The following is a 26,521-nucleotide window of genomic DNA, read 5'->3' as shown; positions in this document are numbered from 1 at the left end:
TCCTCAGCTCAGCGAACCGGAAGCGACTCCTCGATCAGGCCGACGATCTCCGGTGCATCCGGCTCGACGGTCGGGCGGAAGCGGTGCACGGCGCCGTCCGGTGTCACGACGAACTTCTCGAAGTTCCACTTGACCTTGCCGGCCTTGCCGTCGGCATCCGGAGTCTTCTTGAGCTCGGTGTAGAGCGGGTGCTCCGACTTGCCGTTCACCTTCACCTTGTCCATCATCGGGAACGTCACGCCCCAGGTCGTGGAGCAGTACTCCTTGATGGCGTCGGTCGAGCTGAGCTCCTGCAGGAACTGGTTGCTCGGAAAGCCGATGACCGTGAAGCCGCGGTCGCCATAGGTCTTCTGAAGCTGCTCGAGCTTCTCGTACTGGGGCGCGAGGCCGCAGCGGGAGGCGACGTTGACGATCAGCACGACCTTGCCGTCGTAGTCCGCGAGCGAGGTCGTCTGGCCGTCGATAGTGGTGAGGGGGATCTCCGTGAGACTCATAGTGCGAGCTTAGGCACGCTCCGCAACCATTCGTATGCATGGGCTCGAACTCTCCAGCGAAGATTCAGCCAAAGCACACGATGAGTCCATCCGGTCGCCAGACGCGACCGGAACACGCTCACGCGGCGATCGTCACCAGCGGGGCATCCGCATCCGTCGACCACTCATTGAGCGAACCATCGTAGATCGCGACATCCGAGCGTCCGAGCAGGGCGAGCGCAAGAGCGTCGGAGGCCGCCGCGATCCCTCCGGCGCAGTACACCACGATGGGGTCCTGCGATGCGAGCGCGTCGGCGAAGATCGCGCGCAGGTCGCTGAACGGCAGATAAGCATTCGTCTCCCGCGAGACGAGCCGCGCCGCCGGCACGCTCAGGCTTCCGGGGATGTGCCCGAGGCGCGGACGCTGACCGGCCTCGCCGGTGAACTCCTTCGGCGGGACGGCGCAGATCAGAGTGGCGGTCTCAGACCCCTCGACGACAGCGGCGATGATGTCCTTCTCGACCCATGACCCGGGACGCTCCACGGCGTCGAAGGATGCGCCCTCGCGCGGTTCGACGTGCCCGCGATCGGTCACGCGCTCCTCAGTCCTCCACTTGGCGATGCCGCCGTCGAGCACGGCCACGCGGTCGTAGCCGAACGCACGAAACAACCACCAGATGCGAGACGCCCACTGGCCGACCGACGCGTCGTAGACGACCACGGTCGTGTCGTTGTCGATCCCGACGGATGCCGCCGCCGCCTCGAACGCTGCTGCGCTCGGCCGCGTGAACGGATACGCACCCGCCGGGTCGCTGAACACATCGAGCAGCTCGGCGAACACGGCACTGGGAACGTGGCCGTCGACCAGGAACTGATCGAGGCCGCTCAGGTACCCGTGGCTCCCGTCTGCGCGAGCGGACGGGACGACGGTCGCGTCGAGCACGACAAGTCCCTCCGAGCCGAGGTGGTCGGCAAGCCACTGGGTCGACACGACGGGTCGGTCGAGAGCCGCCGCGAGGGCTCCCGAGGTGGTCGCACGGGTCGTGGGGTCGGATGCGCTGGTCACGTCGTCCACGCTAACCAGGCGTCGCGCCTCGCCCTACGACGGCCGCAATGCGGCGTAACGCGGCCCCGTCATGCGGGGAAACACGGTGAGACGCGCACAGCCAGGATCGCAGCCACGGTCAGCACTCGATGACGTTGACCGCGAGACCGCCCTCGCTCGTCTCCTTGTACTTGGTTGACATATCGAGACCGGTCTGGCGCATGGTCTCGATCACCGTGTCCAAAGACACGAGATGCGACCCGTCCCCGTGCAGGGCGAGTCGGGCCGCCGAGACAGCGGTCGACGACGCGATCGCGTTGCGCTCGATGCACGGGATCTGTACGAGTCCGCCGACCGGGTCGCAGGTGAGCCCGAGGTGGTGCTCCATCGCGATCTCCGCCGCGTTCTCCACCTGGCGGGGGTGCCGCCGAGCACCGCGCAGAGCGCTCCGGCGGCCATCGCGCACGCCGAACCGACCTCGGCCTGGCAACCGCCCTCTGCTCCGGAGATCGACGCGTTCGCCTTGAACAGCGAGCCGATCGCGGTCGCGGTCAACAGGTACTGCCGGATGCCCTCATCCGACGCCCCCGGAACGAACCGCAGGTAGTAGTGGGCGACGGCGGGAACGATCCCGGCCGCGCCGTTGGTGGGTGCGGTCACGACGCGACCGCCGGACGCGTTCTCCTCGTTGACCGCCAGCGCGAAGGCGTGCAGCCACTCGATCGACGTATCGCGGGAGGGGATGAGGTCGGCCGCCTCCAGATGCTCGCGCAGTGCCGCAGCGCGTCGCTTCACACCGAGGCCGCCCGGGAGAGTGCCGTCGCCGGCCAGGCCGTTGGCGACACACTCGGCCATCGCCGACCAGATCAGGTCGAGCCGCTCGCGGGTTGCCTCCGCACCGTGGATCGCGGCTTCGTTGCGGCGCGCGACCTCGCAGATCGGGATGCCGAACTCGTCGCAGAGGCGCAGCAGCTCCTCCGAGCTGTCGTAGGGGAGGGGATGCGAGGCTCGCGCCGACAGCACTGCCTCCTCACCGTCGCGACGGATGAAGCCGCCGCCGATCGAGTAGTAGGTCTCTTCGATCAGGGGAGAGCATCCGTCGACCCATCGGGTCCTGAGCCCCACGCGCTGAGGGTGAGCGCGTTCGGATGACCGGGGAGCCGCGTGCGCGGCTCGAACATGATGTCGTCCTTGGCGATCGGGATGGATTTGCTCCCGGCGAGCAGGAGCGTCGCCCCCGGGGCGAGGCCGGCCCAAGCGCCGCGAACGTCTTCGGGACGGCAGGTCTCGGGCTGGAGTCCGGAGAGGCCCGCGACGATCGCGTCGGGCGTTCCGTGCCCGAGTCCGGTCGAGCCGAGCGAGCCGTAGAGCGTGCAGGTGACCTGGCTGACCCGGTCGAGCAGGCCGTCGGCCGCGAGGCGATCCGCAAACGATTTCGCGGCCCGGAGGGGTCCGACGGTGTGCGAACTCGAGGGGCCGACGCCGATCGAGAAGAGGTCGAAGGCCGAGACGTACGCTGTCACATCCACCAGCTTACGTCGCCTTGCGTGCAGGATCTCTGCGTTCAGCTGCGCTTTCGCGCACGTATCCACCGCGGCCGAGGATGGGAGCCGACTGAGAGTTAGCAACTTAAGTTGACAAGCTCGTGGGTAGCAACCTAGGTTGCTTACATGGTTCCCCACAATCCACCCCCACCCGCGATCGGCGGTGCGGCCGACGGCCTCGCTGCCGTCGTCGCCCTCCGCGAACTCGCGGATCGTCTCGAAGACGCCGAGGTCGAGCGCGCCCTGCGCGATGGCTGGACCTGGACCCAAGTAGCGGACGCCCTCGGGGTCACCCGCCAGGCAGTGCACAAGAAGCATCTGCGCCGCGTGGCCGGATCCGGCATCGAACTGAGGAGACGAAATGTCTGACACCACCGACGACCTGCCCGATCGGGGCACCGGCCGCCCGGCGCGCACCCCGGGCCGTGGCGAGGCACCGCTCTCGCGTGCACTGCGCTCAATCATCATCGCGAGCGTGACCGAGGCCCAGCGCCGCAACGCACCCAACGTCGAGGCCGAGCATCTGCTGCTCGCCCTCTCGCTCGAAAAGGGCACTCCCGCCGCGGCCGCACTCGACGCGGCAGGTCTCGACCACGCCGGCATCGAACGGATGCTGCGCGCCGAACGTGAGGCAAGCCTCCGTTACGCGGGCGTCGAGCCGGTGGTCGAGGAACGCCTCGCGGCCGCGCCCAGGGTCACCCGCCCACGCTGGGGTGCGTCGTCCCGCGATGTCCTCGTCCGGGCGCACCGCGAATCCGCTCGCAGTCATCGAACCCGTACGGCCGAGAGCGACCTGCTCCTGGCGATTCTCGACCTCGAACTCGGCACCGTTCCGCGGGCTCTGGCGCTCGTCGGTGTCGACAAGGCGGCGATCGCCGCCCATGTCGGAGCCGCGCCTACCTCGCTGTAAGCGCCGTCCGAGACACGTAAGCGCCGTGTAAGCGGCGCGTAAGTCGCGTGTAAGCGCGCCGCGTCAGCATGGCATCACACAAGCAATCACACGAAAGGACCATCATGACAACCAGCTCAGAATGGGCGGTCGAAGCCCACGGGCTCGTCAAGGTCTTCGGCGACAACCGTGCGGTCGACGGTGTCGACCTCAATGTCCGCGCCGGGACTGTCTACGGCGTGCTCGGCCCGAACGGCGCCGGCAAGACCACCACCATCTCCATGCTCGCCACCCTGATGAAGCCGGATGCGGGCGAGGCCACCATCTTCGGCCACGACATCCGCAGAGAGCAGCAGGTCGTCCGCCAGCTCATCGGCGTGACCGCGCAGTTCGCGTCGGTCGACGAGACGCTCTCGGCTACCGAGAACCTCGTCATCTTCTCCCGCCTGCTCGGACTCGGCCGAACGGAGGCGAAGCGCAAGGCGGCCGAGCTGCTCGAGGAGTTCGGTCTGACCGAGGCCGCCAAGCGCCCGCTGAAGAAGTTCTCCGGCGGTATGCGCCGCCGGCTCGACCTCGCGGCCAGCCTCATCTCGCAGCCGCCACTGCTGTTCCTCGACGAGCCGACCACCGGCCTCGACCCGCGCACGCGTGCTCAGATGTGGGACACCATCCGTCGCCTGGTCTCGACCGGCTCGACCGTGCTGCTCACGACGCAGTACCTCGATGAGGCCGACCAGCTCGCCGACCGGATCGCGGTCATCGACACCGGCCGCGTGGTCGCCGAGGGCACCGCCGACGAGCTCAAGGCCTCGGTCGGCGAGTCGTCGCTGCAGCTGCGCCTGGCCGACCCCGCGGACATGGAGGATGCGCGCCGCGCCATCCAGGCCGTGCTCGGCGTCGACGCCATCATCTCTCCCGAGGGCTCGCGGATCACCGCCCCCATGCGCAACCCTGACACGGTCACCGACCTGTTCGTCACGTTCCGCGAAGCCGGGATCCACCTCACCGAAATGTCCGTTCAGAAGCCGACCCTCGACGAGGTCTTCCTCACGCTCACCGGTCACGGTGTCGAGGACGAAGACATCGACACCATGTCCGGCACGAACGGTGCCGAAGAAGCAGAAAGGGTCAGCGCATGAGCGCGATCACCATCACCCCGCCCTCCGAGCGGAATCTCAAGAACCACGTCAGCCTGACCCAGTCCGTTGCGAACTCGTTCACGATGGCCTACCGCGGCCTGCTTAAGATCAAGCGGACGCCCGAACAGCTGTTCGACGTCACGTTGCAGCCGATCATCTTCACCGTGATGTTCGCGTACCTGTTCGGCACCGCGATCGCCGGAAGCGTGGAGACGTACCTGCCCGCGCTCATCCCCGGCATCCTCGTGCAGACGGTCATCACGACCTCGGTCGTCACCGGTGTCCAGTTGCGCGAAGACATGGACAAGGGGGTCTTCGATCGATTCAAGTCGTTGCCCATCGCCCGGATCGCGCCGCTCGCCGGTGCTCTGCTGGCCGATACCCTTCGCTATGCCATCGCCACGACGATCACATTCATGGTCGGCTTCCTGATGGGCTACCGGCCCGAAGGCGGTCTCGGCTTCGTGGTCCTCGCCGGACTCCTCGTGATCGTGAGCTCCTGGGCGATCAGCTGGATCTTCGCGTTCTTCGGCGTGATCGCCCGCACCGCCAGCTCTGTTCAGGGCATCTCGTTCATGGTCCTGTTCCCGCTGACCTTCCTCTCGAACGCCTATGTGCCGGTGGACAAGCTTCCGGATTGGCTCAAGTGGTTCGTGAACATCAACCCGGTGTCGCATCTGGTCACCGCTGTCCGCGAGTTGGCGAACAATTCGACCTTCGGTGCCGACGGCTGGATTGCCCTCCTCGGCGCCGGTGTCATCGTGGCGATCTTCGCTCCGCTGACCGTGCGTGCGTACATGCGCAAGGCGTAGGTTCGCACGCAGAATCCATCCACCCGACCGCCGCATCCATCGCCCCAGAATCAGGAAGACCGCTCATGAGCACCATCGTCGGAAATATCGCCGCCATGGTTCGCGAGCCGTCCGGACGCCCGAGCGTTCGGGCCGTCAAGTTCTGGGCCTGGAATGCCGCGGTCGGGTGGACGTTCTTCGCCGCCCTGCAGGTGCTCTGGATGCTCCTCGCCGACGCGTGGACGCAGCCGCTCCACCTGGTCGGGCTCGGACTCACCGCGCTCGCGGCCATCGTGCACGTGACGGTCATGCCGCGTTGGCGCTACCGGGTGCACCGCTGGGAGATCACCGAAGACGCCATCTTCGTGCGGTCCGGGTGGTTCACCCAGGAGACCCGCGTCGCCCCCATAGCCCGGCTGCAGACCGTCGACTCACGACGCGGCTTCCTGTCCCGGATGATGGGGCTCACGTCTGTGACGATCACCACCGCTTCGTCGGCGGGCGCGCTCACCATCCACGCCCTCGACGACGCGGTCGCCGCTGACGTCGTGGCGGTGCTCGCCGAGGTGGCGCAGCACAGCGAAGGGGATGCGACGTGACGGACGACCCGCATCCTGCCGCCCCCACCTCGGACGACGGTGAGCATCCCGATCCCATCGAGGTCGGCGACGTCGACCCGTCGACCGAGCCCTGGCGCCGGCTGAACCCGCTCATGCTGCTCGTGCACCCGCTGCGCGAGCTCATCCGCTACCTCCCCGTGCTGCTCATCGCGCTCATAGCAGGCGCCGCGGGCGGTGAGCCGTGGTGGGCCTACGTTCTGTCGGGGCTGGGCGTCGTGTTCGGCATCCTGCGCTTCTTCACCACGACCTACCGGATTACGCCCACTCACGTGCAGGTACGGAGCGGTGTGCTCAACCGGAGGACGCTGTCCGCGCCGCGCGACCGCATCCGGAGCGTGGATGTGGACTCGACGATTCTGCACCGCATCTTCGGCCTGGCCATCGTCAAAGTCGGCACGGGTGCCTCGCACGGCCAGGAGGAGCTCGAGTTCAACGCCGTCGCGCTTCGGGATGTGCCGGCTCTGCGGAGTGAGCTGCTGCGGCTCGCACCGCCGAACGCCGACACGGACGCCGAGCCGCCCGCCAATCTGAGTCGCTGGCGGCCGAGTTGGGTGAAGTACGCGCCGCTCACGCTCAGCGGCGTCACCTCCATCTTCGTCGTCGCGGCCGCCGCCGTTCAGCTCAACTTCTTCGAGGGCGGGATCCTCACGCGTCTGCCCGCCGTGCAGCAGGGGATCGGCTGGCTCACCCGCCTCCCGCTCCTCACGACCGCTCTCTGGGGTGCTCTGGCACTCATCGTCGTGGCTTCGGTCGTCGCCATGGTGCGCTATGCGCTTGGCTACGGCCGGTTCTCGATCCACCGTGCCGGGGTGTCGACGCTCCACATCAGCCACGGGCTCTTGCGCGCGCGACAGATCACGCTTGACGAGACCCGTCTTCGCGGAGCCCAGTTGTCGGAGCCGTTGTCGCTGCGCTTCGCCGGTGCGGCCTCGGCGCACGCGATCATGACCGGCCTCGGACGCCAACGCGGCGGTGTCGCACTTCTCGCCCCACCCGGCCCGCGCGAGGAGGCCGTGCGAATCGCGGCCGAGGTGCTCGGCAGCCGGGAACCCCTCGACATGCCACTGATCGAACACGGGCCGCGAGCCCGTCGGCGTCGATTCACTCGCGCAGCCTCGTTCGCCGGGCTGCTGGCCGTCGGTGCACTGGTCCTTCAGCTGCTCGGGATCGTCGGACCGCTCGTGTGGTGGGCGTTCGTCGTGATCGTGCCGGCGTCCGCTTTCCTCGCCCTGGACCGGTGGCGCGGTCTCGGTCACGCGCTGCTGCCGGGGTGGTTGATCGCTCAGAGCGGCTCGCTCAATCGGCGTCGCGCCGTGCTCGCCACCGAGGGCATCATCGGCTGGACGATCCGTCGCAGCTACTTCCAGCGGCGGGCGGGACTGGCGACGCTGATCGCGACCACAGCAGCCGGACGTCATCGCGTGACAATTCCGGATCTCCCCGAAGCCGAGGTCTGGCCGATCATCGAGGCGATCTCGTTACGCCGCGAGGTGCTCACGCCCGGGCAGTACCTCGCGCGCTACGCCGCCGCCGTCTGAGGCGAGCGGGCCGACTCACCCGCAAGCATCACCCGCGTGACTCGCGCAGCACGTCGATCCCGCGCAGCACCGCATCATTGCGCGACAATGCCCGCGCCCGCTCCAATGCCGCATCGAGACCAGCGTCGCCCCAGTTCTGCCGCACCGCGGTTTCCAGAACAGCACGGTGCAGCGTGACCATGTCCTGTCGGGAGTTCGTGCGGTCCGCGATCGCGAACAGCTCGTATCCCCGCTCCAGCCACCGCTCTCCGCGACCTTCGGCCGTTGCCGGGTCGAGTATCCAGACCGCGTAGCCGAGGAGACCGGCGCCGACGACCGGCTTGTCGATGTACAGCGGTCGCAGACGGTGTGTGACCAGCACCCGGATGCGCTGCTTCCGCGCGATCGCATCCGTCTCGTCGCGATCGAGCACGGGGTTGGAGGCATGCGCCCGCAGGCGGGCGACCAAGCTCGCGGACGCCAGGATCGTCATCCACGGGTTCACGATCACGGCCTGCTTGCCGTAGACGCTGATGGACTGCTCGTAGAGCCGCAGGCCCTCTTCCTGGTTGCCTTCGGCGAGGGCGATCTCTGCCATTCCGGCGAAGCCGATGCCGTAGTAGTCCTCGTAGTCGAAGCCCGATGGATCTTCCTCCTGCAGGAGGTAGGTCTCGAGCAGGGTGCGCCCCCGGGCGAGGTCGCCCGACGAGATCGCGTTGATCGCGATGATCCAGTCGAGCTGGCGCAGGTCGCCAGCCGCCTGGAGCTTGCTCAGACCCTCTCGGGACTGCTCCGCCCAATACAACGCCTGCTCAGGATGCGCGAGCTGGCTGTGCAACTGCGCGAGCGCCTGCGCGGCCGACGCCATCGCCCAGGTGTCCTCGGCGAGTCTGGCCTTCTCGTTGGCCAAGGTGGCCGTGGCGAGCGCGTCGTCGATCTCGCCCGAGTTCTCGCCGAACTGCGCGATCATCAGGTTGCCCATCGCGGCAAGCGCCGGGTCGCTCGATCGGCCGAACTCTGCGAGTTTCGCCATAGCCGGTTCCATCCTGCCGGCGAGCTGCACCAGACTGGCGAGCGCGTCGAGCCGCGCGTCGGCTAGGGGCGCCTGCCGCTTGAGGTGCCGCAGTCGCGAGATCGCCCGCGAGGCCGTTCGCAGGTCGAGGTAGAGGAAGGTGCCGCCGACGATCGTGTACGCCGCTGCCGCGTCTTCACGCTCTGTACCTTGCGGCTCCCAACCGGTGAGCGTCTTCACGACGACCGTTCCGAACGAGAGCACTTCGCTGTGCGCGCTGCGGAGCGACCAGTAGTACGCGAGGGCCGCGAACACCGCCGCGACCACATCCTGACGCCTGAGGTCGATCGCCTGGCGCAGCACGGCGACGAGGTTGTCCTGTTCAGCCGTGATGAGGTTGAAGCTGTGAACCTGGGTGCGGCCGTGCATCGACGAGAGCGTCTCGCGGGCGAACCGACGCGCCCAGGCGAACATGCCCTCCTGAACGAGTTCCTCCTCGCCGGCCTCGACGAGCGCCAGGTCTCCGAATTCGCGAACGGTCTCGAGCATCCTGTAACGAAGGATGCCCGTAGCCGGGTCTTCCCCGACCGACACCAGGGACTGGTTGACGAGCGCGTCCAGGTCGTCGAGCATCGTGTCCGCGTTCTCGGCCGACACCATCTCGGCGGCTTCCGCGCTGAACCCGTCGGGAAAGCGGGAGAGCCGACGAAGCAGAGCCCGCTCGGAGCCGCCGAGCAGATTCCAGCTCCAGTCGATCACGGCCAACAACGTGCGGTGGCGCTCGGGGGCGTTGCGCTCGCCGCCGGTCAGCAGCACGAAGCGGTTTCCGAGCCGACGCTCGATCTCCTCGACGGACATCGACCGCGTGCGGGCGGCAGCCAGCTCGATCGCGAGCGGCAGGCCGTCGAGTCTGGCGCAGAGCCTCGCGACGACATCGAGCGGGAGTACGACTGTGGGGCGCGCGGCGCGGGCCCGTTCCACGAACAACGTGACGGCAGGTGCCTCATCCTGTGGCCCGTCGACGCTGGCCAGTGAGTCGAGCGGGTAGACGCGTTCCGCACTGATCGCCAACGGCGCGCGGCTCGTGGCCAGCACGCGCACAGTCGTGGTCGATTCGAGGATGTCTCGCGACCCAGGCGGCGGCCCCGTCGACGACGTGCTCGCAGTTGTCGACGATGAGGAGGGTCTCACGCTCCGACAGCACGCCGAGGATGCGCGAGCGCAGGTCGAGCGCCGCCCCGGGGTCTCCGAGACGGGCGGCCCGGGCCTCCCGGATCCCGAGCGTGGACGCCAGCGCCAAACTGATGTCGTCGGCCGTCCGAACGCTCGCCAGCTCGACGAAGACCACCGCCGGCGTGTGGACGGCGCGGTTGCCGATCTCCTGCGCAAGTCGCGTCTTGCCGAGGCCGCCTGCTCCGAGAATCGTCGTGAGGCGTGAGGTCGCGATCAGGTCTTCGAGGGCGTCGAGGTCGTACTCACGCCCGATCAGCTCGTTGGGAGCACTTCGCAGGCCGAGACGGACCCGGGTCGGCGCGAGCGTCCGAGTGTCGCCGGAGCGACTGCCGCCGACATGAGCGCCATCGGCGATGTCGCCATCGGCACGGTCGCCATAGGCCCCGTCGCCATAAGCCCGGTCTGCGCCGGCTGGACCGTCGGCGCGGTCGTCATCGGTGAGCAGCGCCGCATTCAGGGCGACGAGTTCCGGTCCGGGGCGCGTTCCCAGCCGGTCGAGCAGCGTCTCCTTGAACTCGGCGAACGCCTGGAGCGCCTCGTTGCGGCGGCCGGCGGCATCGAGGGCGCGCATCCGTTCGAGCTGGAGCTTCTCGTCGAGGGGATGCGCGGCCAGAAGCGGCTCGAGATCGGCGAGAGCGCCGGTTGCCTCGCCGAGCAGACGGCGGGCGCTTGCGCGCAGTACCAGGAGCTCCTCGCGCAGGGCTGACGTGACGCGGCCGAGCTCGTCGGCGAGAGGACTGAGGCCCAGCTCGACCCCGGGTTCGCCGCGCCAGAGGGCGAGGCCGTGCGTGGCCTCGGCGGCCGCAGTCGACGCATCCCCTGCTGCCGCCGCTTCGCGGGCACGGTCACGATGGGCGCGAGCCAGGCCGAGGTCGGTGTGCTGGGGATCGACCGCGAGCGCGTAGCCGCTCGACGTCGACTCGAGCAACCCGTCGGCGCTCGCCGTTCGCACCCGCGACACGAGCGTTTGCAGCGCAGCCTTCTCCTGCCGGGGAGGTGCATCGTCCCAGAGATCGGCCACGAGCGACTGCACCGACAGCGAACCACGCGCGAGAACGAGAGCAACGATCAGGCTCTTACCGAGCGCACCCGCCGGCTCGGTGAGCGCACCGGAACGATCTTCGACCAGTACTGGGCCGAGGACGGCGATCCGGGGAGTGCGTGAGTCCACTCGCCGATTTTAGCGAGGGCCGGTGACGGCCGGATGACGCGGCGCGTAGGCTCAGGGCGAACAGCGCCAGCTCGATGGGGAGATCGCATGGCTTTCAATTGGTCGGAGTTCTATACGGAGCAGGGTGGGCGCGGCGTGCGTCCGACGTTCACCGCTGGACTCGAGGCGTGGGCGGACACGACCGGTACGAGTGCTCCGGGCGATGCCGTCGACCTGGGCTGCGGCGACGGCGTCGAGACGCGGCAGCTCGCCGAGCAGGGCTGGCACGTGCTCGCGATCGACTCCGATCCAGACGTCGAGAAGCGAGTCAGGGCCGAGGTCGGGGATGCGCTGGCGTCCCGTGTTGACGTTCGGCGAGCATCCTTCGAGACCCTCGGCGACCTGCCCGAAAGCGATTTCATTTACGCCGGATTCGCGCTGCCCTTCTGCGACCCGGGTCACTTCCCTTACCTGTGGGCGGACATCCGGGATGCGCTGCGGCCTGGCGCCGTGTTCGCGGGCGAGCTGTTCGGGCCGGACGACGAGTGGTTCGGCCGTGCCGGCATGAACTTCCACGACCGCGCCGGTGTCGAAGCGATGCTTGCAGGCCTGGACGTCGTGCAGCTCGTCGAGGACAACCATCGCGGGATGTCATTCGAGGGCCCCAAGCACTGGCACGTCTTCCACGTGGTGGCGCGAGCCTAGTTCGCACCGCTCGGCTCTCTGAGCGCATTTTCCGCGCCTGTCCTCCTACCTGCCTAGCTGAAAGCCTGCGTTCCCAGCACCCCGAGCAGGGCGAGCTTCTCCGCACCCTCCGACCGTGGCGGCGCCGTGAGCACCAGCAGGCACTGAGACTGGTCCTCGGTGAACAGCACCTGGCAATCGAGTTCGATCGGGCCGAGTTCCGGATGGATGAGCGTCTTGTGGTCTTCGAATCGCTTCGCGACCTCGTGTCTGTCCCAGAGCTCGGTGAACTCTGGGCTGACCTTCTGCAACGCGCGTACGAGTTCGCCTGCCCGCGAATCCGCACCCATCGTGCCGTAGGCGACCCGCAAGGCGGCGACCTGCGCGCGACTCTGCCGGTCGCGGTCGTCTTCGGGGTACCGCACGCGCTCGGTCTCAGGATGCACGAACCATCGGTAGTACTCGCTGCGTTCCACCCCGGTGAATCCGGAGCGGTCGCCGAGGAGGGCCGCGGAGAGATTGTTCTGCAATAGGGTCTCGCCGAGGTTGGAGAGGATCAGCGCGGGGGAGTCGTCGAGGTGGTCGAGCACTCGCTGAAGGGCCGGAGACACATGCCCGCCGCCGCTGAGCCGATCGGGTGCGCTGTGGCCGGCCATCCGGAAGAGGTAGTCGCGTTCGTCGTCCGTCAGACGCAGTGCCCGGGCGAGGGATGCGAGGATCTGCTCGCTCGGTTGTGGGCCGCGCTGCTGCTCGAGGCGCGTGTAGTAGTCGACGGACATCGCTGCGAGCTGGGCCACCTCCTCGCGACGCAGCCCCGGGGAGCGGCGACGGGCACCCGCCGGAAGGCCGACATCCGACGGCTGGAGCGTCTCGCGTCTGCGGCGGAGGAATTCTGCGAGAGCTGCGCGGTCCATGCATCCATCATGCGCTCTGGTTGACGCCGCATCCAGGGATCGCGAATCCCTGGATCAACGCTCCTCTCCCGCTCCGTGACGGATGGGCCGACAGTGGAGGCATGAACATTTCAGGGAACACCATCTTCATCCCCGGAGCGACGAGTGGCATCGGGCTCGCTCTCGCGCTTGCTTTCCAGGCCAAGGGAAACACCGTCATCGTCGGCGGCCGGCGCCGTGAGCTGCTCGAACAGATCGCGGCCGAGCATCCGGGGATCGACACCGCCCGAATTGACACGACGGATGCGGCGAGCATCGCAGCCGCCTCGGCCGAGGTCATCGCGGCCCACCCCGAGCTCAACGTGCTCATCGCCATGGCCGGGATCATGCGGGTCGAGAACTGGCACACCCCGACCGACTTCCTGGCCACTGCTGAGGCGACGGTCACGACCAACCTGCTCGGTCCCATCCGTTTGATCGCGGCTTTCGTCGAGCACCTGCAGACGCGTCCGGACGCGACGATCGTCACTGTCTCGTCAGGACTCGCCTTCACCCCGCTTGCGGCCACCCCGAGCTACAACGCGACCAAGGCGGCGATCCACATGCTGAGCGAAAGCATCCGTCTGCAGCTGGCCGACACCTCCGTGAAGGTCGTCGAACTCGTGCCACCGTCGGTGCAGACCGAGCTGATGCCTGGACAGCAGGACAACGAGCGGGCCATGCCGCTCGATGAGTTCATCGCCGAGGCGGTCGGACTGTTCGAGTCGCAGCCGGACGCTAAGGAGATCCAGGTCGAGCGGGTGAAGTTCCTTCGCTACGGCGAAGCGCGCGGCGACTACGACCAGGTCGTCGCGGTGCTGAACCAGTCGGACCCGCACGGGAAGTAGCCTCAGGCGCGGCACCGCACGGCACGGCGCGGCATCCTGCCCGTCAGCCCGCCACCTCCAACCCCAGCCAGCCGGCGAGCGCCTCGATCTCGCGCCGGACATCCGCTGTCATCGCTCTGCTGAACGGCACGTCTTCGTGGATCGCGGTGATCCGGAGAATCCCTGCCTTGCGGTCGGCGATGGCGTCCAGCTTGCCCACGAGGCGGTCGTCGTGCAGGATCGGCAACGCGAAATAGCCCCACCTGCGTTTGGCGGCCGGTTTGTACATCTCCAGCAGGTACTCGTATTCGAAGATCTCGCGGGCCCGGATGCGGTCGTGGATCAGGCGGTCGAACGGCGACAGCAGGGCCGTGCGACCGGTGAACGGCTGGTCGAGCGCATCCGGATCGACCCGCCACTCCAGACCGCTGCCTTCGACGGCAGCCGTCACGCCGGCGTCGCCCACCATGACCGGCCGGGAGATTCCGAGGGATGTCAGTCGCCTCTGGTCCCGGATGCGCCGAGCCTCCTCCAGAGGGACGGTCTCGATCCCCGCCGGGTAGACGCGCTCCGCGAGGTCGAACGTGCGCTGGCGGCCGATCCGGCCGGCCGTAGCCACCTCGCCTCGCGCAACTAGGAACTCGAGCATTCGGGTGACGTTCTGGTTGTGGGTCCAGCCCGTCGACACCCAGGGCACCGTACTGGTGTCGGGCACGTCACGTGAGAGCAGTGGACCCGCATCCCGAAGCCTGGCCAGCACATCCTGTCGAAACGACTCGTTCGCCTCGAGCCACTGGCGAGGGCGCTCGAAGCGGACCCCTGCGGCCATCTCGGCGAGATGCAGGCCGAGGTCGGAGATCGGTCGGACCATCGCGATCGGCGGACTCTTGCTCTCGTCCTGGGCCTTGTGCTCCCACAGCGTGTGGTCGACCTCGATCGCCTGCTGCAACTGGGTGGGCCGATAAGTCGAGCCGATCCGAGACCACGCGATGAGGTCGGCGCTCGGCGCGATCGCCGCTGTCGGGTCGAGTTGCAGAAAGGTCAGGCGCTCCACGAGACCGACCAGGTCGTCGGGGCGTTCGGCGTCGAGCCGCTGAGCGCGGATGGCGATGCGGCGAGCTTCTTCTCGCCCGAGCTGCACTGCTGGCATGCCCTTCACGCTACCCGGACACCCGACTCGGCCGTGCGGGGGAAGCGGACGCGCCCTCCCGCTCGCGGTCGTCGGTAAGGATCGACGTGAGCGGGCGGAACGAAATACGGAACCTGGTCGCGGACGTCGATCTGCCAGCCGTCGTCGTGGATTCGGTGGTGGTGTGAGCGACAAAGCAGGATTCCGTTCTCGAGATCAGTGGCACCGCTATGCGCGTTCCACCAGCGGACGTGATGACCCTCGGTGTAGCTGGGCGGATGCGGGCAGCCCGCCCACGCGCATCCGCCGTCCCGTTCGGCCAGCGCGAGCTTCTGTGCGCGACTGAACAGCCGCCGTCCCCGTCCGAGATCGAGGACTTCGCTCTCGCCGCCCAGCACCATCGGGATGATCGTGGCATCGGCAGCCATTCGGCGCGCGGTGCCGACGCTGATCGGCGTTCGAATGCCGTCGATCTCGGCGACGCCCGCGCCCGAGCGAAGATCGGCCAGCGACACGCGGACGATGACGGTCACGGGCGTACCGGAATCGGCTCCCTCCGACGATGTGCACGACGCCAGATGGCGGAACACATCGGTCGCCGCATCCGACCGGATCTGCGCAACGCTGCGCGTCTCCGGCGCGTCCGCGTCGTCACCCGCCTCGTCGTCAGGACGGCGAAACCGCACCTTGCGCAGTTCAGCACCGACGAGCGAGTCGATCGCCGAAACCACGTACCCCGCGGACTCCGGATCCAGCTCCCAGTTGAGCCGCGTCATCCCGTCTACCGTGGTGCTGATCGTCAAGGACCTGCGGCGACGCTGTCGCTCCTCCCGTGGCAGGATGCCGTCTTCGTCGAGTCTGTCTCGCACCTGAGCGGCGAGCGCGCGCACCTCTGCGACGGAGAGGTCGGGGGCCGCCTCCACGAGCACCCGCTCGCCGAACTCCAGGGCCGCGGCGCTGCACCCCGGAGCCGCCCGAGCGAGCTCACGCACAATAATCGCAGCCTGTTCCATACCGACCCGGCGACGGCCAGCCCTCAAGCCTTCAAGCGCCTGGCCAAGCAAGGGGAGCAGCGCAGGCAGTACCTCCCCGGCGAGACTCAGCCTCGGGCGGACCGCATCGCCCACCAGGCAATACTGTCGCGCGATCGGCATCGAAATCTGCCACCGCTCCGCCACTAGCGCCGCCGCGCTCGCGTGTCCCGCTCGACGAACAGGATTGTCCGGACCGGCAAGACACGACCGGGCGACCAGTTCTCCGACGACTCGCACCTTTGCTGCATCCAGCACGGCTTGCACATCGCCGAGCGAGGTCAGCGCGTGGAGGAGCGCGTCGCGACCGAGCGACGCCGGCGTCGCAAGCGCGGTGAGCGCATCCTGAAGCACTGCTGCTGGTTCGCTCGTGGTGGACATAGGAACAGTCCACCACGAGCGCCCGACATTTCACCCCTGATCAGCACTTTCTGTGGATAACACAGAAGAACCGATAACTGTGGAGGAGCGTCGACTCAGCCAAAACCACCAGCAAACGCCTCCGCCAGCACCCCCGCGAACCGCCGCGAGTCGCCCCGCAGAGCGACCCGTGCATTCGCCGGCTCGACCGACCACGGCCGCTCGTCGACCACCAGCTCCCCGAGAGTCAGCGTCCCCGTGGTCTCGACCCCCACAGCTCGAAGCACCGACGCTGTGATCACTTCCGGGTCGACCAAATACGCCACGCACAGCGCATCGTGCACCGCCGCACTGTCTTCCCCCGCCTGTAGCGCCGTCAGGATGCGGTGTCGCACGAACGCACTCGCCGCCAGCGCGGCCGGTGTGCCGATCGCGTCGAAAGTGGCGCAGTCGGCCAGTGTCAGTGGCGCTGAGTGGGTCGCGTCGAGGGGCACGATCGTGACGTCCCGGATGCCCGCGCTCAGCACGGCCGCGGCCGCCTCAGGATCCACCCAGAAGTTGAACTCCGCCGACGCTGTGACGTTGCCTCCGGCGACAGCGCCGCCCATGATCACCAGGCGAGGGATGCGCGCCGCGAGTTGGGGCTCCGCAGCGAGCGCAGCGGCGACGTTGGTCAGCGGTCCGGTCGCGACGAGAACGATGTCGTGCGCATCCTGAGCCAGATAGGTGTCGATGAGAAAGCTCACGGCATCCCGCGATCGAGCGGCGCTGACTGCGAGAGGCAGGTCGAGGTGCTTGACCTGGAACTCGGGATGGTCGGCATTCAGCACGTCGCGCGGAATCGGGAAGTCCTCCCGCATGAGAGGTCGGGAGCAACCCGCATACACGGGAACACTGCTCCCGATGTGATCGAGCACGCGCAGCGTGTTGTCGGTGGTGTTCTCGAGCGGCACGTTGCCGTTGACCGTCGTGACGGCGGCGAGTTCGAGCAGCGGATGCCCGGCCGCGGCCATGATCGCGACCGCGTCGTCGGTACCGGTGTCGCAATCGAGGATGAGCCGCGTCGCCATTGATCTCCACTCCGACGTCCGTGTGTGAATAGGCCACAATTGTGGCAGCCGATCGTTCGACGTCCAGCAGACTTCCCGGGGGAGAACCCGAGGAGACCTGAGGAGAACAGTGTCTGAGCTCACCAGTACCGAACGGAGTCACCGCCTTCACCGCATGACGGGGCGGGATCCCGCCGAGTCGCACCGTGCCGCCACGCCTCTGGAACTGCTCTTCGATCTCGCGTTCGTGGTCGCGTTCAGCCAGGCGGGAGACCAGTTCTCGCACCTCATCGCGGGTGGGCACTGGCTGCCAGGGCTGGGTGCCTTCGCGTTCGCCATGTTCGCGATCTGCTGGGCCTGGATCAACTTCTCGTGGTTCGCATCGGCCTACGACACCGACGACTGGTTCTACCGGGTCGCGACGATGGTCCAGATGGTCGGTGTCGTGATCCTGGCGCTGGGACTGCCGGCGCTGTTCACGTCGGTGGAGCACGGCGCATCCTTCGATATCGGCGTGATGGTCGCCGGCTACGTGGTCATGCGCGTCGCGATGGTGGGGCAATGGCTGCGCGCCGCGGTGCAGGATCCGTCTCGCCGTCGGGTGGCATACACGTATGCCGTGACGGTGACGGTTGCTCAGATCGGTTGGGTCTTGTTCGCGTTCGCCGACCTGCAGCTGGGCGTGATCCTCATCCTGGTACCGCTGCTGTTCATCCTGGAGTTCAGTGGCCCGGTCGTCGCGGAGATCGTGCTCGGCGGAACGCCCTGGAACGCGCGACACATCGCCGAGCGGTACGGGCTGCTGACGATCATCGCGCTCGGCGAGGTGCTGTTCGGCACAGTCACGTCGGTCGCCGCACTTGTCGCGGAGGAAGGATGGAGTTCCGACGCCGTGCTCGTGACAGTCGCCGGCGTGGGGCTCACCTTCGGCCTCTGGTGGAGCTACTTCATCATCCCGTCAGGCGAACTGTTGCAGCGGTACCGCCATCGCGCGCCGGTGTGGGGATACGGGCACATCCTGCTCTACGGGTCGATCGCCGCGACCGGAGCGGGGCTCCACGTCGTCGCCTTCGTGGTCGAGGGGCAGGCGGCAATCGACGAGACAGGCGGCGTTCTCAGTGTCGCGATCCCGGTCGCGCTCTTCTCGGTCGTCATGTTCTCCCTCTACACCTATCTGATGCACGAAGGGGATCCTTTCCACATCGGACTGTTCGTCGGCACCGTTGGAATGCTCGTCGCTGCCGTCTTGTTGTCAGCAGTCGGAGCCCCGCTCGGGGTGAGCCTGGTGCTCATCACCCTGTCCCCGGCGGTCGTCGTGGTCGGGTACGAACTGGTCGGGCACCGTCATCAATCGGCCGCTCTGGCCCGCCAGCTCGCCCGGGAATAAGTACGTCTCCCGTTTGTTGAACTTGAGTGTTCACGACTCAACTTTCAAGAAACAGGAGATTTCGTGCCCGAGAACTTCACTCCCGAAGGTGACAGCAGCAACTCGTTCGACGAGTTCCTCGCCCGTTACCTCGCGGGTGAGCGTGCGCGTTCCGCGCGCTCCATCGACATCAGCCGGTTCCTGAGCCGGGGCGCCCAGGAGATCCTGGTCGAGGCAGGACGCTTCGCCCTGGAGCACGGTCACCGCGAACTCGACGCGCTGCACATCCTGCGTGTCATGTCCGACCAGAACCCCGCCGCCGACGCCATGCGCCGGATCGGCGTCGACCCCGCCAAGGTCGCGCGCGCCGCTGAGGCCCGTCTGCCGCAGCCCGGCAACGCCGTGGATGTGGACTCCGCATCCATCACCTCCGCCGCTCAGCGCGCGCTCTTCCACGCGTACCAGGTGGCCCGTGCATCCGGATCCACGTACATCGACCCCGAGCACCTCTTCTTCGCGCTCGTCCTCGTTCAGGACTCGCCTGCCGGGCAGGTGCTGAACGCCGCCGGCGTGACGGCTGAGGCGCTCACCTCCATCGTGCGCGAGCCTGCGACGGTCGACGCCGATGGCGCAACGGTAGAAGGTGACGCGCCCAGCGCATCCGAGACCCCGATGCTCGACCAGTTCGGAAACGACCTGACCGCGCTCGCCCGCGAGGGCAGGCTCGACCCCGTGATCGGTCGTCTCGACGAGATCGAGCAGACCGTGGAGATCCTTTCGCGTCGTACCAAGAACAACCCCGTTCTGGTCGGCGAGGCCGGTGTCGGCAAGACCGCCATCGTCGAGGGTCTTGCGCGTGCCGTTGTCGAGGGCAGCGTGCCCGAGCAGCTTCAGGACAAGCGCGTCATCTCGCTCGACCTGCCCGCGATGCTCGCCGGTACCCGCTACCGCGGCGACTTCGAGGAGCGGCTCACCAAGCTGATGGACGAGATCAGCGCCCGCCGCGATGAGCTCATCGTGTTCATCGACGAGTTGCACACGGTTGTCGGCGCGGGTGGCTCGGGAGAGGGCGGCATGGATGCGGGAAACATCCTGAAGCCCCGCCTCGCCCGGGGCGACCTGCACCTCGTCGGAGCGACCACTCTGAAGGAGTACCGCCGGATCGAGAAGGACCCCGCTCTTGAGCGCCGGTTCCAGCCGGTCACGGTCGGTGAGCCGAGCATCGAGGATGCGGTGCTGATCCTGTCGGGTCTGCGCAGCGCATACGAGGAGCACCACGGCGTGACTTACACGGATGACGCCATCCGCTCTGCCGTCGAGCTCTCGGCCCGCTACGTCTCCGACCGTTTCCTTCCGGACAAGGCGATCGACCTGATCGACCAGGCCGGTGCTCGACTGCGGCTGTCCTTGGGCAAGCGCGTCGACGCATCCGATCTGCTCTCGCAGCTCGCCTCGCTCGAGGCTTCGAAGAACGCGGCCGTCAGTGCCGAGCACTACGAGGAGGCCTCGCGCCTGCGTGACGAGATCGAGACCGTCCAGGCCTCGCTCGACACCATGACCTCGAAGCCGCAGAAGGATGCGGTGGTCGGCGAGTCCGAGATCGCCGCGGTGATCTCGCGGTCGACCGGCATCCCCGTGTCCCGGATCGGAGAGGCCGACCGCAAGCGTCTCGGTCACCTCGAGTCGGAGCTGCACGAGCGTGTCATCGGTCAGGACGACGCGGTGGTCGCTGTCGCGAAGGCTGTGCGACGCAATCGCACCGGCCTGGGCGACGCCGGACGTCCGGTCGGCAGCTTCCTCTTCCTCGGCCCGACGGGCGTGGGAAAGACGGAGCTTGCGAAGGCTCTCGCGTCGTCGCTCTTCGGTGATGAGAAGGCGATGCTGCGCTTCGACATGAGCGAGTTCGGCGAGCGCCACACGGTCGCGCGACTGGTCGGTGCCCCTCCCGGATACGTCGGCTACGACGAGGCCGGCCAGCTCACCGAGCGTGTGCGTCGCAACCCGTACTCGGTCGTGCTCTTCGACGAGATCGAGAAGGCCCACCCCGATGTCTTCAACCTGCTGCTGCAGGTGCTGGACGACGGACGCCTCACCGACGGTCAGGGCCGCACGGTGGACTTCCGCAACACGGTGGTCATCATGACGTCGAACCTCGGTTCGGAGTTCTTGGCCTCGAGGAGCGGTGCGCTCGGCTTCGTGCCGGTGGGCGCATCCGGAGACGCCAGTGGGTTCGCTTCGGAGAAGGACCTGCGTGACCGCGTCATGGGCAAGCTCCGTGAGGCGATGCGTCCGGAGTTCCTGAACCGCATTGACGAGATCGTGCTGTTCCGCAAGCTCGACTCCGAGCAGTTGCACGGAATCGTGCGCCTGCTGCTCGATGCGACTGCGGCTCGCCTCGGACAGCACGACATCACGCTCGACGTGACGGATGCTGCTGTCGCCTGGATCGCCGAGACCGGCTACGAGCCCGAGTACGGGGCCCGTCCGCTGCGCCGGATCATCCAGCGCGAGGTCGACGACCGGATCGCGGACCTGCTGGTGAGCGGAGAGCTCACCGACGGGGGAGCGGTCCGGCTGGACGCCCGCGACGGAGTGTTCGCCGTGAGCGCCGAGGTCGCAGGCCTGCCGCTCGCCGCGTAGGGCGCGGCACCGCACTGCACCGCACGAACGGAAACGCTCTCGAGGATTTCGGTCCTCGAGAGCGTTTCTGCGTTAAGCCACCGCTCGACAGGGCTTACGGCACCGGCACGCCCTGCACCACCACCGGGTTGTGCGCCACGTAGTTCAACTCGTCCGACTGCGTGACACCGGCCGGCACGATCGTGTCCATCACTTTCGGAACCGTGTTGGGATCTGCCGCGCAGAGCGGACTCGGGTCCCCGACCGGGCACACGCCGAAGGAGTACTGACCCGCGGTCGCTGTGAAGGCTCGCGTCTGGTCGACGCCGTGGGTGCCGTCCTGGCCGGTCAGCGTGACGGTGAAGGCCCATCCTGAGCCCGGCGTTCCTCCCAGTGCTGTCTTTGGAACGCTGAAGGTCGTGTACCGGGAGACGGCGTTCGCGCCCACGGTGACCACACCGGTCGACGCGCCCGACGCATCCTGGATCTTGCTGCCCGTGAAGCCCTGGGCTTCGATCAGGCGGCTCCACGCGGGCGAGACCTGGTAGTTCATCCCGGGATACGAGGATGCGGTCGACGTGGATGCCGCGCCCGGCTGGCTCACGTAGACGTCGACGAGCTGAGCTCCGTTGGTCGACCCGAAGGTCGGGGTGAGGTCCCGCGTTTGAACCCGGAACGTGACGGATGTTCCGGTGTCGTAGACCTGGAACTTGGTGAGGTCGAAGGCTCCAGCGTGGAAATCCCCGGCCGTCGGATACGTGTACGTACCGGGCCCGTTGTCGTCGCCCGTCGGGTCGTCCGCACTGAAGAGCAGCGTGCCGTCGACGACGTCGTTGACGACCGAGCGGACCGTCTGGGCCGTTCCCCCGCCTGGTGCTGTCGATGTGATCACGAGCACGTTGGTTCCGGCGGCGGACGTGATCGTAGCGCTGAACGAGCCGTCGGCGGCCGCCGTCGTGTGCGTGAGCGTGGTCGCCGAGTTGCCGTCGGTCGCCACGTCGGCGATATCGATCGAGGCTCCGGATGCGGCCGTCCCGGTCACATCGATGGTCGCGCCCGCGGCCGTCCCGTCCACCGGAGCCGTCACGGTCAGCGGCGTACTCGCCTGGGTGTTGGTCACGTAACGGTTGCGAACCTGGGCCGGCTGCTCGAGGCTGCGACCTGCGGCGAGGTCTGCGGTGAGTCGCACCTGGGAGGCGGAGCCCCACGAGAGCGGCGAGGCGGATCCGTCGGCCTGTCCGTTGACGAAGCCGATGGATGCTGTGGTCGGGTCGCTACCGTATGGCGCGCGGGGCAGGTCGGGCGCATCCCAGACCTGCTCGGGCACCAGCCCCGGACCGGAGTTCATCTTGTTGATTGCGACGAGGATCGACGAAGCCGACGTCGCCTGCCCCACGGCGAGGAACTGCTGAGCGCGCTCGGCGCCCAGAACGGGCCACGGATGACCGGTGCCGGAGAAATTGAGCGTCCAGGGAGCGCCCGTTATCGTACAGCTGGTCCCGGCCCCCGCAACGCAGTCGCCGTAGCCGTCCCCGTTGTACCGCAACCAGCCGAGTCCGCTCGCGGTCGAGCGCTGGATGGTCGCATCCGTGACGGCCAGCGAGTTGGCGATCACCGGATCGGTGGCGGGCAGGATGCCGAGGCGCACGTACTCGAGGAAGCCCGCGTCCACGATCGCCCGCTGATCGAGGGTGGGCCCGCCGTTGCCCGTGTTGTAGCTGATCGCGGCGTTAGGGTCACCCGTCTTGGAGAGGCGGATGAAATACGGCGCCGGCGAGAGCGGTCCGGTCGTCGTGACGCCCCAGGTCTTGATGGTGCGCTGGTACTGGTCGGCCGTGGCGCGCCAGACCCGAGCGCTCGCCGCATCGCCGTGGACATCGGCGATGCTGGCCGCTGCGATCAGCCCGGCGATCTCGGCGGCGATCGTCGAGGGGAGTACCCGGTCTGCTCCTCCCAGCGCTCGACACCGAAGCTCGGGCCGTGGCTGATGAGGAAGTTCGCGGCCGATCTCACGTGCGGCCAGAGCGTCGCATCCGACGCGAGGCCCGATTGCAGTGCCATCAGGATGGGGTATGCAGTTTCGTCCAACTGGTCGTTGAACGCGTCCGCGGCCTTCGTGCCGTCGAGGAGCGAGTTGCGAGGTTGGGATCCGTTGGCTTGTTGGCTCTTGGTGAGCAGGTAGCGAACCGTGTCCCTTGCCGTTGCGAGATCGCCGTCGGTGTAGAGCGCGGTCCACGCTTCGTAGAGGTCACGCGAGAATACCTCGCGATAACCGGAGGTGAACAAGTTGTTCGGGTCGTTGGCCACGATGGACTGGCCCCAAGGCGCATCCAGTCCGGCAACGATCGCTCCCGGGTACGTCTTGTCTTCCGACGCCTTCACTACATTGGCGGACTGGTAGTAGTTCTTGATGGCGGCGAGGCGCTGGGATGCGGTGAGCCCGGGAGCGCCGAGGAGCGGCGGCTTGAGCCCGGCGTCGTACTTGAGCCAGCCCGCCAGGTAGGCGGCGGACAGCTTCGTCATCGACGTCTTGGTGGTCGCGCTCGCCGTGGCCACAGCGGACGCCTGAGTGGTGCCGAAGCCGAGCGCGAGCGTTGCGCTTCCGTTGCGGTCGCGCTTGAGTCCGACGGTCTGCTCGACGTTGCCGCTGGTCGCAGTGGCTGTTGGGGTGAGCGCGTGGGTCGCATCCAGTTGCGTGATGGAGTCGCTCGTGCTGCCGACGAACCCGCTACTGACTGTCGAGAAGGGTTGGTCTGCTTTCAAGGCGAGGTACGACGGCACCGCATATGCGGTGCGGTTCGCCTGGCTGGTGGTGTTCGTGTCGAACGACACGGGTACGGGCGTGCCGGTCGATGTGTCCACGACCGCCGTGTCTGCGCCGCCGTTCGCGGTGCCGCCTCCTCCGTTGCCGCTGGCGTTCGCATCCAGTCGCACGTAGACGTTGTACTTCTCGGCGCCCTTCTTGAGTGCCTGGTACTTGGTGCGGATGACCACGCTGTCGCGCGAAGGGTCGGTGAGGTAGGTCGTGACGATCCGGTAAGCGCCGCTGGTCGCCGTCGACGTGACGGTGCAGCTCATCCCCGAAACATCGGAACTCGCCTTGTACGTCATGTCGCGCGCCTGCAGATCGGTGAAGGTCCGCCCATCCGTCACCAGAAACTGCATCGACTCGACATTGGTCGCGTCGACCGTAGGGGCGTACACATCGCTCAGGATGCCGTTGGCCACCGTGAACCAGACCTTCGACCCGGTGTTGCGAGCCGTGCCCACGCAGTCCTTTCGCGACTGGGCCTGATGGCTCACGGCGCCGGGTGCGCCGGCCGCCTCACCGGTCGGGGGCGCGGCGGAGGCACTGGTCGCGCTCAGGCCGATGGCGGCGAGAGCGAAAACGGTGACGGCGACGGGCAGAACGAAACGACGACGGGACACGGTCGGACTCCTCTGAGCACGCATCCTTGCGCGCTCCCCACGCGGAACCGTACCCCGTTCGGGGGTAGGGGGCAATGGGTGTCGGAGCTAGTGCGCGACCACCGGCTCCGGTGCGATGTCCGGCGTGCCCGCTGCGGGCGTGTTGGCGTTGGCCAGCGACAGCCCCTGGTTGCGACGGCGGAAGAGTAGCGCGGCGAGCACGGCGCCGAAGGCGAAGAACCCAGCTCCCCACCAGTACGCGACCGCGTAGCTGTGCACCGCGGCATCGGCCGCGACAGCGGCTGTCGGCGGAACGTGGGACGCCAGGTAATCGGCCGCAGCCGTGGCCGCCAGCGTGTTGAGCAGCGCCGTGCCGATGGAGCCGCCGACCTGCTGGCTGGTGTTCACCATCGCTGAGGCGACGCCGGCGAACCGACGGTCGACGCCCAGAGTGGCCGTCTGGATCGAGGCGGGCATGATCGTGCCCATGCCGAACCCGAGGATCAGCAGGGGCGGGAGCACGTCGGCCGCGTAAGTGCTGTGCACGCCAAGGTGTGTGAGGTAGACCATCCCGCTCCCGGCGAGGATCATCCCCAACGGCACCATGAGCTTCGGTCCGAAGCGCGGTACGAAGATGTTCGTCGACAGCTGCGCGGCAAGAACCAGCATCGCGATCATCGGGAGGAACGACAGTCCGGTCTGGATGGGTGTGTACCCGAGCGTGGTCTGCAGGTAGTAGGTCACGAAGAGGAAGATGCCGAACATCCCGACACCGGCGATCAGCACGGAGCTGTACGCAGCGCCGCGGTTGCGGTCGAGAATGATCGACAGGGGCAGCAAAGGATGCGCGGCCCGGCGCTGCCAGAGCACGAACGCGATCAGGAGCAGCCCGGCAGCGGTAAGGAATCCCCAGGTGAGCGGAGAATCCCAGCCCTCGGTCTCGGCGTTCGAGAATCCGTAGACCAGCGAGAACAGTGCGCCCGAGACGAGGACCGTGCCCGGAATGTCGAGCTTCGGGCGCGGGCCGGTGCGCTTGACCGAGGTGACGAACATTGCTGCACCGATGATGCCGATGATGGCGATGAACACGTTGATGTAGAGGTTCCAGCGCCAGTTGAACTGTTCTGTCAGGATGCCGCCCAGCAGGAGACCGACGGCTCCACCCGCTCCCGCGATCGCACCGAACACGCCGAACGCGCGAGCGCGCTCTTTCGGGATCGTGAACGTCGTGGTGAGAACGGCGAGGGCGGTGGGGGCGAGGAGGGCGCCGAACGCGCCCTGCAAGGCCCGGGCGCCGACGAGCATCCCGAAACTGGTGGCTGCGCCGCCCAGTGCGGAAGCGCCCGCGAAACCGATCAGGCCGATGATGAAGGTGCGTTTGCGACCCATGAGGTCGGAGAGGCGGCCGCCGAGCAGCAGCAGGCTGCCGAAGGCGAGCGAGTACGCGGTGACGATCCACTGGCGGGCTCCGTCGGAGAAGCCGAGGTCGGCTTGAGCGGAGGGCAGTGCGATGTTCACGACGGTGGAGTCGAGCACGACCATGAGCTGGGCGAGCGCGACGGTGACGAGGGTCCACCAGCGGCGGGAAGAGGGTGCGGGGGCGCCGGATGCGCCGGGTGCGACGGGAGAGGTCTGCGACATGAAGGTCAGCATATACGAAACTCAGTAGTTTCGGATCTAGTCAGTTCTAGAATTAACCTAGA

At 67.6% G+C, this 26,521-nt stretch carries 20 protein-coding genes and 2 pseudogenes; 10 read left to right on the top strand and 12 right to left on the bottom strand.

Annotated elements, in window-relative coordinates:
- Positions 1 to 8: 8 nt before the first annotated feature.
- From ACQ86A_RS14795 to ACQ86A_RS14785, 3 genes and pseudogenes are all read right to left on the bottom strand, one after another.
- Complete coding sequence (locus ACQ86A_RS14795; RefSeq protein WP_431277735.1) at positions 9 to 494, bottom strand: glutathione peroxidase; 486 nt, start codon at positions 492 to 494, stop codon at positions 9 to 11.
- A gap of 118 nt (positions 495 to 612) precedes the next feature.
- Positions 613 to 1,539, bottom strand: a complete 927-nt coding sequence (locus ACQ86A_RS14790) for a sulfurtransferase (protein ID WP_431277734.1) — start codon at positions 1,537 to 1,539, stop codon at positions 613 to 615.
- Positions 1,540 to 1,657: 118 nt separating this feature from the next.
- Positions 1,658 to 3,041, bottom strand: a pseudogene (locus ACQ86A_RS14785) (L-serine ammonia-lyase).
- Between the two features lie 147 nt (positions 3,042 to 3,188).
- On the opposite strand from ACQ86A_RS14785, the gene ACQ86A_RS14780 reads away from it, so the two are divergent.
- The 6 genes from ACQ86A_RS14780 (at position 3,189) to ACQ86A_RS14755 (ending at position 8,039) form a co-directional block, all read left to right on the top strand.
- Positions 3,189 to 3,431, top strand: coding sequence for a helix-turn-helix domain-containing protein (locus tag ACQ86A_RS14780; RefSeq protein ID WP_431277733.1), 243 nt, complete (start codon positions 3,189 to 3,191; stop codon positions 3,429 to 3,431).
- Positions 3,424 to 3,972 carry a Clp protease N-terminal domain-containing protein gene (locus ACQ86A_RS14775; protein WP_431277732.1) on the top strand — a complete coding sequence of 183 codons (549 nt, stop codon included), beginning with the start codon at positions 3,424 to 3,426 and terminating at the stop codon, positions 3,970 to 3,972. The genes ACQ86A_RS14780 and ACQ86A_RS14775 overlap by 8 nt, the downstream gene beginning before the upstream one ends.
- Positions 3,973 to 4,076: 104 nt before the next feature.
- Complete coding sequence (locus tag ACQ86A_RS14770; RefSeq protein ID WP_431277731.1) at positions 4,077 to 5,090, top strand: ATP-binding cassette domain-containing protein; 1,014 nt, start codon at positions 4,077 to 4,079, stop codon at positions 5,088 to 5,090.
- A complete protein-coding gene (locus ACQ86A_RS14765; protein ID WP_431277730.1) occupies positions 5,087 to 5,902 on the top strand; it encodes an ABC transporter permease in 816 nt (271 codons plus the stop codon). The genes ACQ86A_RS14770 and ACQ86A_RS14765 overlap by 4 nt, the downstream gene beginning before the upstream one ends.
- Positions 5,903 to 5,967: 65 nt before the next feature.
- Complete coding sequence (locus tag ACQ86A_RS14760) at positions 5,968 to 6,480, top strand: PH domain-containing protein (RefSeq protein ID WP_431277729.1); 513 nt, start codon at positions 5,968 to 5,970, stop codon at positions 6,478 to 6,480.
- Positions 6,477 to 8,039 carry a PH domain-containing protein gene (locus ACQ86A_RS14755; RefSeq protein WP_431277728.1) on the top strand — a complete coding sequence of 521 codons (1,563 nt, stop codon included), beginning with the start codon at positions 6,477 to 6,479 and terminating at the stop codon, positions 8,037 to 8,039. Before ACQ86A_RS14760 ends, ACQ86A_RS14755 begins: the two co-directional genes overlap by 4 nt.
- A gap of 28 nt (positions 8,040 to 8,067) precedes the next feature.
- Here ACQ86A_RS14755 and ACQ86A_RS14750 read toward each other — a convergent pair whose 3' ends face one another.
- Together ACQ86A_RS14750 and ACQ86A_RS14745 are read right to left on the bottom strand one after the other, a co-directional pair.
- The gene (locus ACQ86A_RS14750; RefSeq protein WP_431277727.1) at positions 8,068 to 10,125 is read right to left on the bottom strand and encodes an ATP-binding protein; all 2,058 of its coding nucleotides are present in this window, start codon (positions 10,123 to 10,125) and stop codon (positions 8,068 to 8,070) included.
- A complete protein-coding gene (locus ACQ86A_RS14745; protein ID WP_431277726.1) occupies positions 10,034 to 11,434 on the bottom strand; it encodes a BTAD domain-containing putative transcriptional regulator in 1,401 nt (466 codons plus the stop codon). Before ACQ86A_RS14745 ends, ACQ86A_RS14750 begins: the two co-directional genes overlap by 92 nt.
- 87 nt (positions 11,435 to 11,521) lie before the next feature.
- Here ACQ86A_RS14745 and ACQ86A_RS14740 point away from each other — a divergent pair, with 87 nt between their 5' ends.
- Positions 11,522 to 12,118: a class I SAM-dependent methyltransferase gene (locus ACQ86A_RS14740; RefSeq protein WP_431277725.1), complete on the top strand. Its 597-nt coding sequence runs from the start codon at positions 11,522 to 11,524 to the stop codon at positions 12,116 to 12,118.
- Positions 12,119 to 12,171: 53 nt separating this feature from the next.
- On the opposite strand, the gene ACQ86A_RS14735 is transcribed toward ACQ86A_RS14740, so the two are convergent.
- Entirely contained in the window at positions 12,172 to 13,011 is an 840-nt protein-coding gene (locus tag ACQ86A_RS14735) for a helix-turn-helix transcriptional regulator (RefSeq protein WP_431277724.1), read from the bottom strand.
- A gap of 101 nt (positions 13,012 to 13,112) precedes the next feature.
- Between ACQ86A_RS14735 and ACQ86A_RS14730 the strand changes: the two genes are divergently transcribed.
- Positions 13,113 to 13,877 carry an SDR family oxidoreductase gene (locus ACQ86A_RS14730; RefSeq protein WP_431277723.1) on the top strand — a complete coding sequence of 255 codons (765 nt, stop codon included), beginning with the start codon at positions 13,113 to 13,115 and terminating at the stop codon, positions 13,875 to 13,877.
- A 43-nt stretch (positions 13,878 to 13,920) separates the two neighbouring features.
- Here the strand turns inward: ACQ86A_RS14730 and ACQ86A_RS14725 are convergent, their stop codons facing one another.
- From ACQ86A_RS14725 to ACQ86A_RS14715, 3 genes are all read right to left on the bottom strand, one after another.
- Positions 13,921 to 15,006: a DNA glycosylase AlkZ-like family protein gene (locus tag ACQ86A_RS14725; protein ID WP_431277722.1), complete on the bottom strand. Its 1,086-nt coding sequence runs from the start codon at positions 15,004 to 15,006 to the stop codon at positions 13,921 to 13,923.
- 5 nt (positions 15,007 to 15,011) lie between these two features.
- Positions 15,012 to 16,397 (bottom strand): DUF222 domain-containing protein, encoded by a 1,386-nt coding sequence (locus ACQ86A_RS14720; protein WP_431277721.1) that lies wholly within the window; start codon positions 16,395 to 16,397, stop codon positions 15,012 to 15,014.
- Between the two features lie 95 nt (positions 16,398 to 16,492).
- The gene (locus tag ACQ86A_RS14715) at positions 16,493 to 17,446 is read right to left on the bottom strand and encodes a nucleoside hydrolase (RefSeq protein WP_431277720.1); all 954 of its coding nucleotides are present in this window, start codon (positions 17,444 to 17,446) and stop codon (positions 16,493 to 16,495) included.
- Positions 17,447 to 17,600: 154 nt separating this feature from the next.
- On the opposite strand from ACQ86A_RS14715, the gene ACQ86A_RS14710 reads away from it, so the two are divergent.
- Both ACQ86A_RS14710 and ACQ86A_RS14705 read left to right on the top strand, forming a co-directional pair.
- The gene (locus ACQ86A_RS14710) at positions 17,601 to 18,812 is read left to right on the top strand and encodes a low temperature requirement protein A (protein ID WP_431277719.1); all 1,212 of its coding nucleotides are present in this window, start codon (positions 17,601 to 17,603) and stop codon (positions 18,810 to 18,812) included.
- Between the two features lie 63 nt (positions 18,813 to 18,875).
- Complete coding sequence (locus ACQ86A_RS14705) at positions 18,876 to 21,431, top strand: ATP-dependent Clp protease ATP-binding subunit (RefSeq protein WP_431277718.1); 2,556 nt, start codon at positions 18,876 to 18,878, stop codon at positions 21,429 to 21,431.
- 94 nt (positions 21,432 to 21,525) lie between these two features.
- On the opposite strand, the gene ACQ86A_RS14700 is transcribed toward ACQ86A_RS14705, so the two are convergent.
- From ACQ86A_RS14700 to ACQ86A_RS14690, 3 genes and pseudogenes are all read right to left on the bottom strand, one after another.
- The gene (locus tag ACQ86A_RS14700) at positions 21,526 to 22,758 is read right to left on the bottom strand and encodes a glucodextranase DOMON-like domain-containing protein (RefSeq protein ID WP_431280458.1); all 1,233 of its coding nucleotides are present in this window, start codon (positions 22,756 to 22,758) and stop codon (positions 21,526 to 21,528) included.
- Positions 22,759 to 22,896: 138 nt separating this feature from the next.
- A pseudogene (locus ACQ86A_RS14695) lies at positions 22,897 to 24,863 on the bottom strand (glycoside hydrolase family 15 protein); the annotation flags it as partial.
- 63 nt (positions 24,864 to 24,926) lie between these two features.
- A complete protein-coding gene (locus ACQ86A_RS14690) occupies positions 24,927 to 26,459 on the bottom strand; it encodes an MFS transporter (protein ID WP_431277717.1) in 1,533 nt (510 codons plus the stop codon).
- Between the last annotated feature and the right edge of the window lie 62 nt (positions 26,460 to 26,521).

Origin of the sequence: Leifsonia poae, from assembly GCF_050632195.1 — a bacterium.
GTDB classification, from domain to species: domain Bacteria; phylum Actinomycetota; class Actinomycetes; order Actinomycetales; family Microbacteriaceae; genus Leifsonia; species Leifsonia poae_C.
This window is presented reverse-complemented; position numbering and strand designations above follow the sequence as displayed.

Excerpts from the sequence above, each read along its gene's own strand:
- ACQ86A_RS14795 (WP_431277735.1), bottom strand. The coding sequence starts at position 494 with ATGAGTCTCACGGAGATCCCCCTCACCACTATCGACGGCCAGACGACC.
- ACQ86A_RS14780 (WP_431277733.1), top strand. The coding sequence starts at position 3,189 with ATGGTTCCCCACAATCCACCCCCACCCGCGATCGGCGGTGCGGCCGAC.
- ACQ86A_RS14775 (WP_431277732.1), top strand. The coding sequence starts at position 3,424 with ATGTCTGACACCACCGACGACCTGCCCGATCGGGGCACCGGCCGCCCG.
- ACQ86A_RS14770 (WP_431277731.1), top strand. The coding sequence starts at position 4,077 with ATGACAACCAGCTCAGAATGGGCGGTCGAAGCCCACGGGCTCGTCAAG.
- ACQ86A_RS14765 (WP_431277730.1), top strand. The coding sequence starts at position 5,087 with ATGAGCGCGATCACCATCACCCCGCCCTCCGAGCGGAATCTCAAGAAC.
- ACQ86A_RS14760 (WP_431277729.1), top strand. The coding sequence starts at position 5,968 with ATGAGCACCATCGTCGGAAATATCGCCGCCATGGTTCGCGAGCCGTCC.
- ACQ86A_RS14740 (WP_431277725.1), top strand. The coding sequence starts at position 11,522 with ATGGCTTTCAATTGGTCGGAGTTCTATACGGAGCAGGGTGGGCGCGGC.
- ACQ86A_RS14735 (WP_431277724.1), bottom strand. The coding sequence starts at position 13,011 with ATGGACCGCGCAGCTCTCGCAGAATTCCTCCGCCGCAGACGCGAGACG.
- ACQ86A_RS14730 (WP_431277723.1), top strand. The coding sequence starts at position 13,113 with ATGAACATTTCAGGGAACACCATCTTCATCCCCGGAGCGACGAGTGGC.
- ACQ86A_RS14725 (WP_431277722.1), bottom strand. The coding sequence starts at position 15,006 with ATGCCAGCAGTGCAGCTCGGGCGAGAAGAAGCTCGCCGCATCGCCATC.
- ACQ86A_RS14720 (WP_431277721.1), bottom strand. The coding sequence starts at position 16,397 with ATGTCCACCACGAGCGAACCAGCAGCAGTGCTTCAGGATGCGCTCACC.
- ACQ86A_RS14715 (WP_431277720.1), bottom strand. The coding sequence starts at position 17,446 with ATGGCGACGCGGCTCATCCTCGATTGCGACACCGGTACCGACGACGCG.
- ACQ86A_RS14710 (WP_431277719.1), top strand. The coding sequence starts at position 17,601 with ATGACGGGGCGGGATCCCGCCGAGTCGCACCGTGCCGCCACGCCTCTG.
- ACQ86A_RS14700 (WP_431280458.1), bottom strand. The coding sequence starts at position 22,758 with ATGAACTCCGGTCCGGGGCTGGTGCCCGAGCAGGTCTGGGATGCGCCC.
- ACQ86A_RS14690 (WP_431277717.1), bottom strand. The coding sequence starts at position 26,459 with ATGTCGCAGACCTCTCCCGTCGCACCCGGCGCATCCGGCGCCCCCGCA.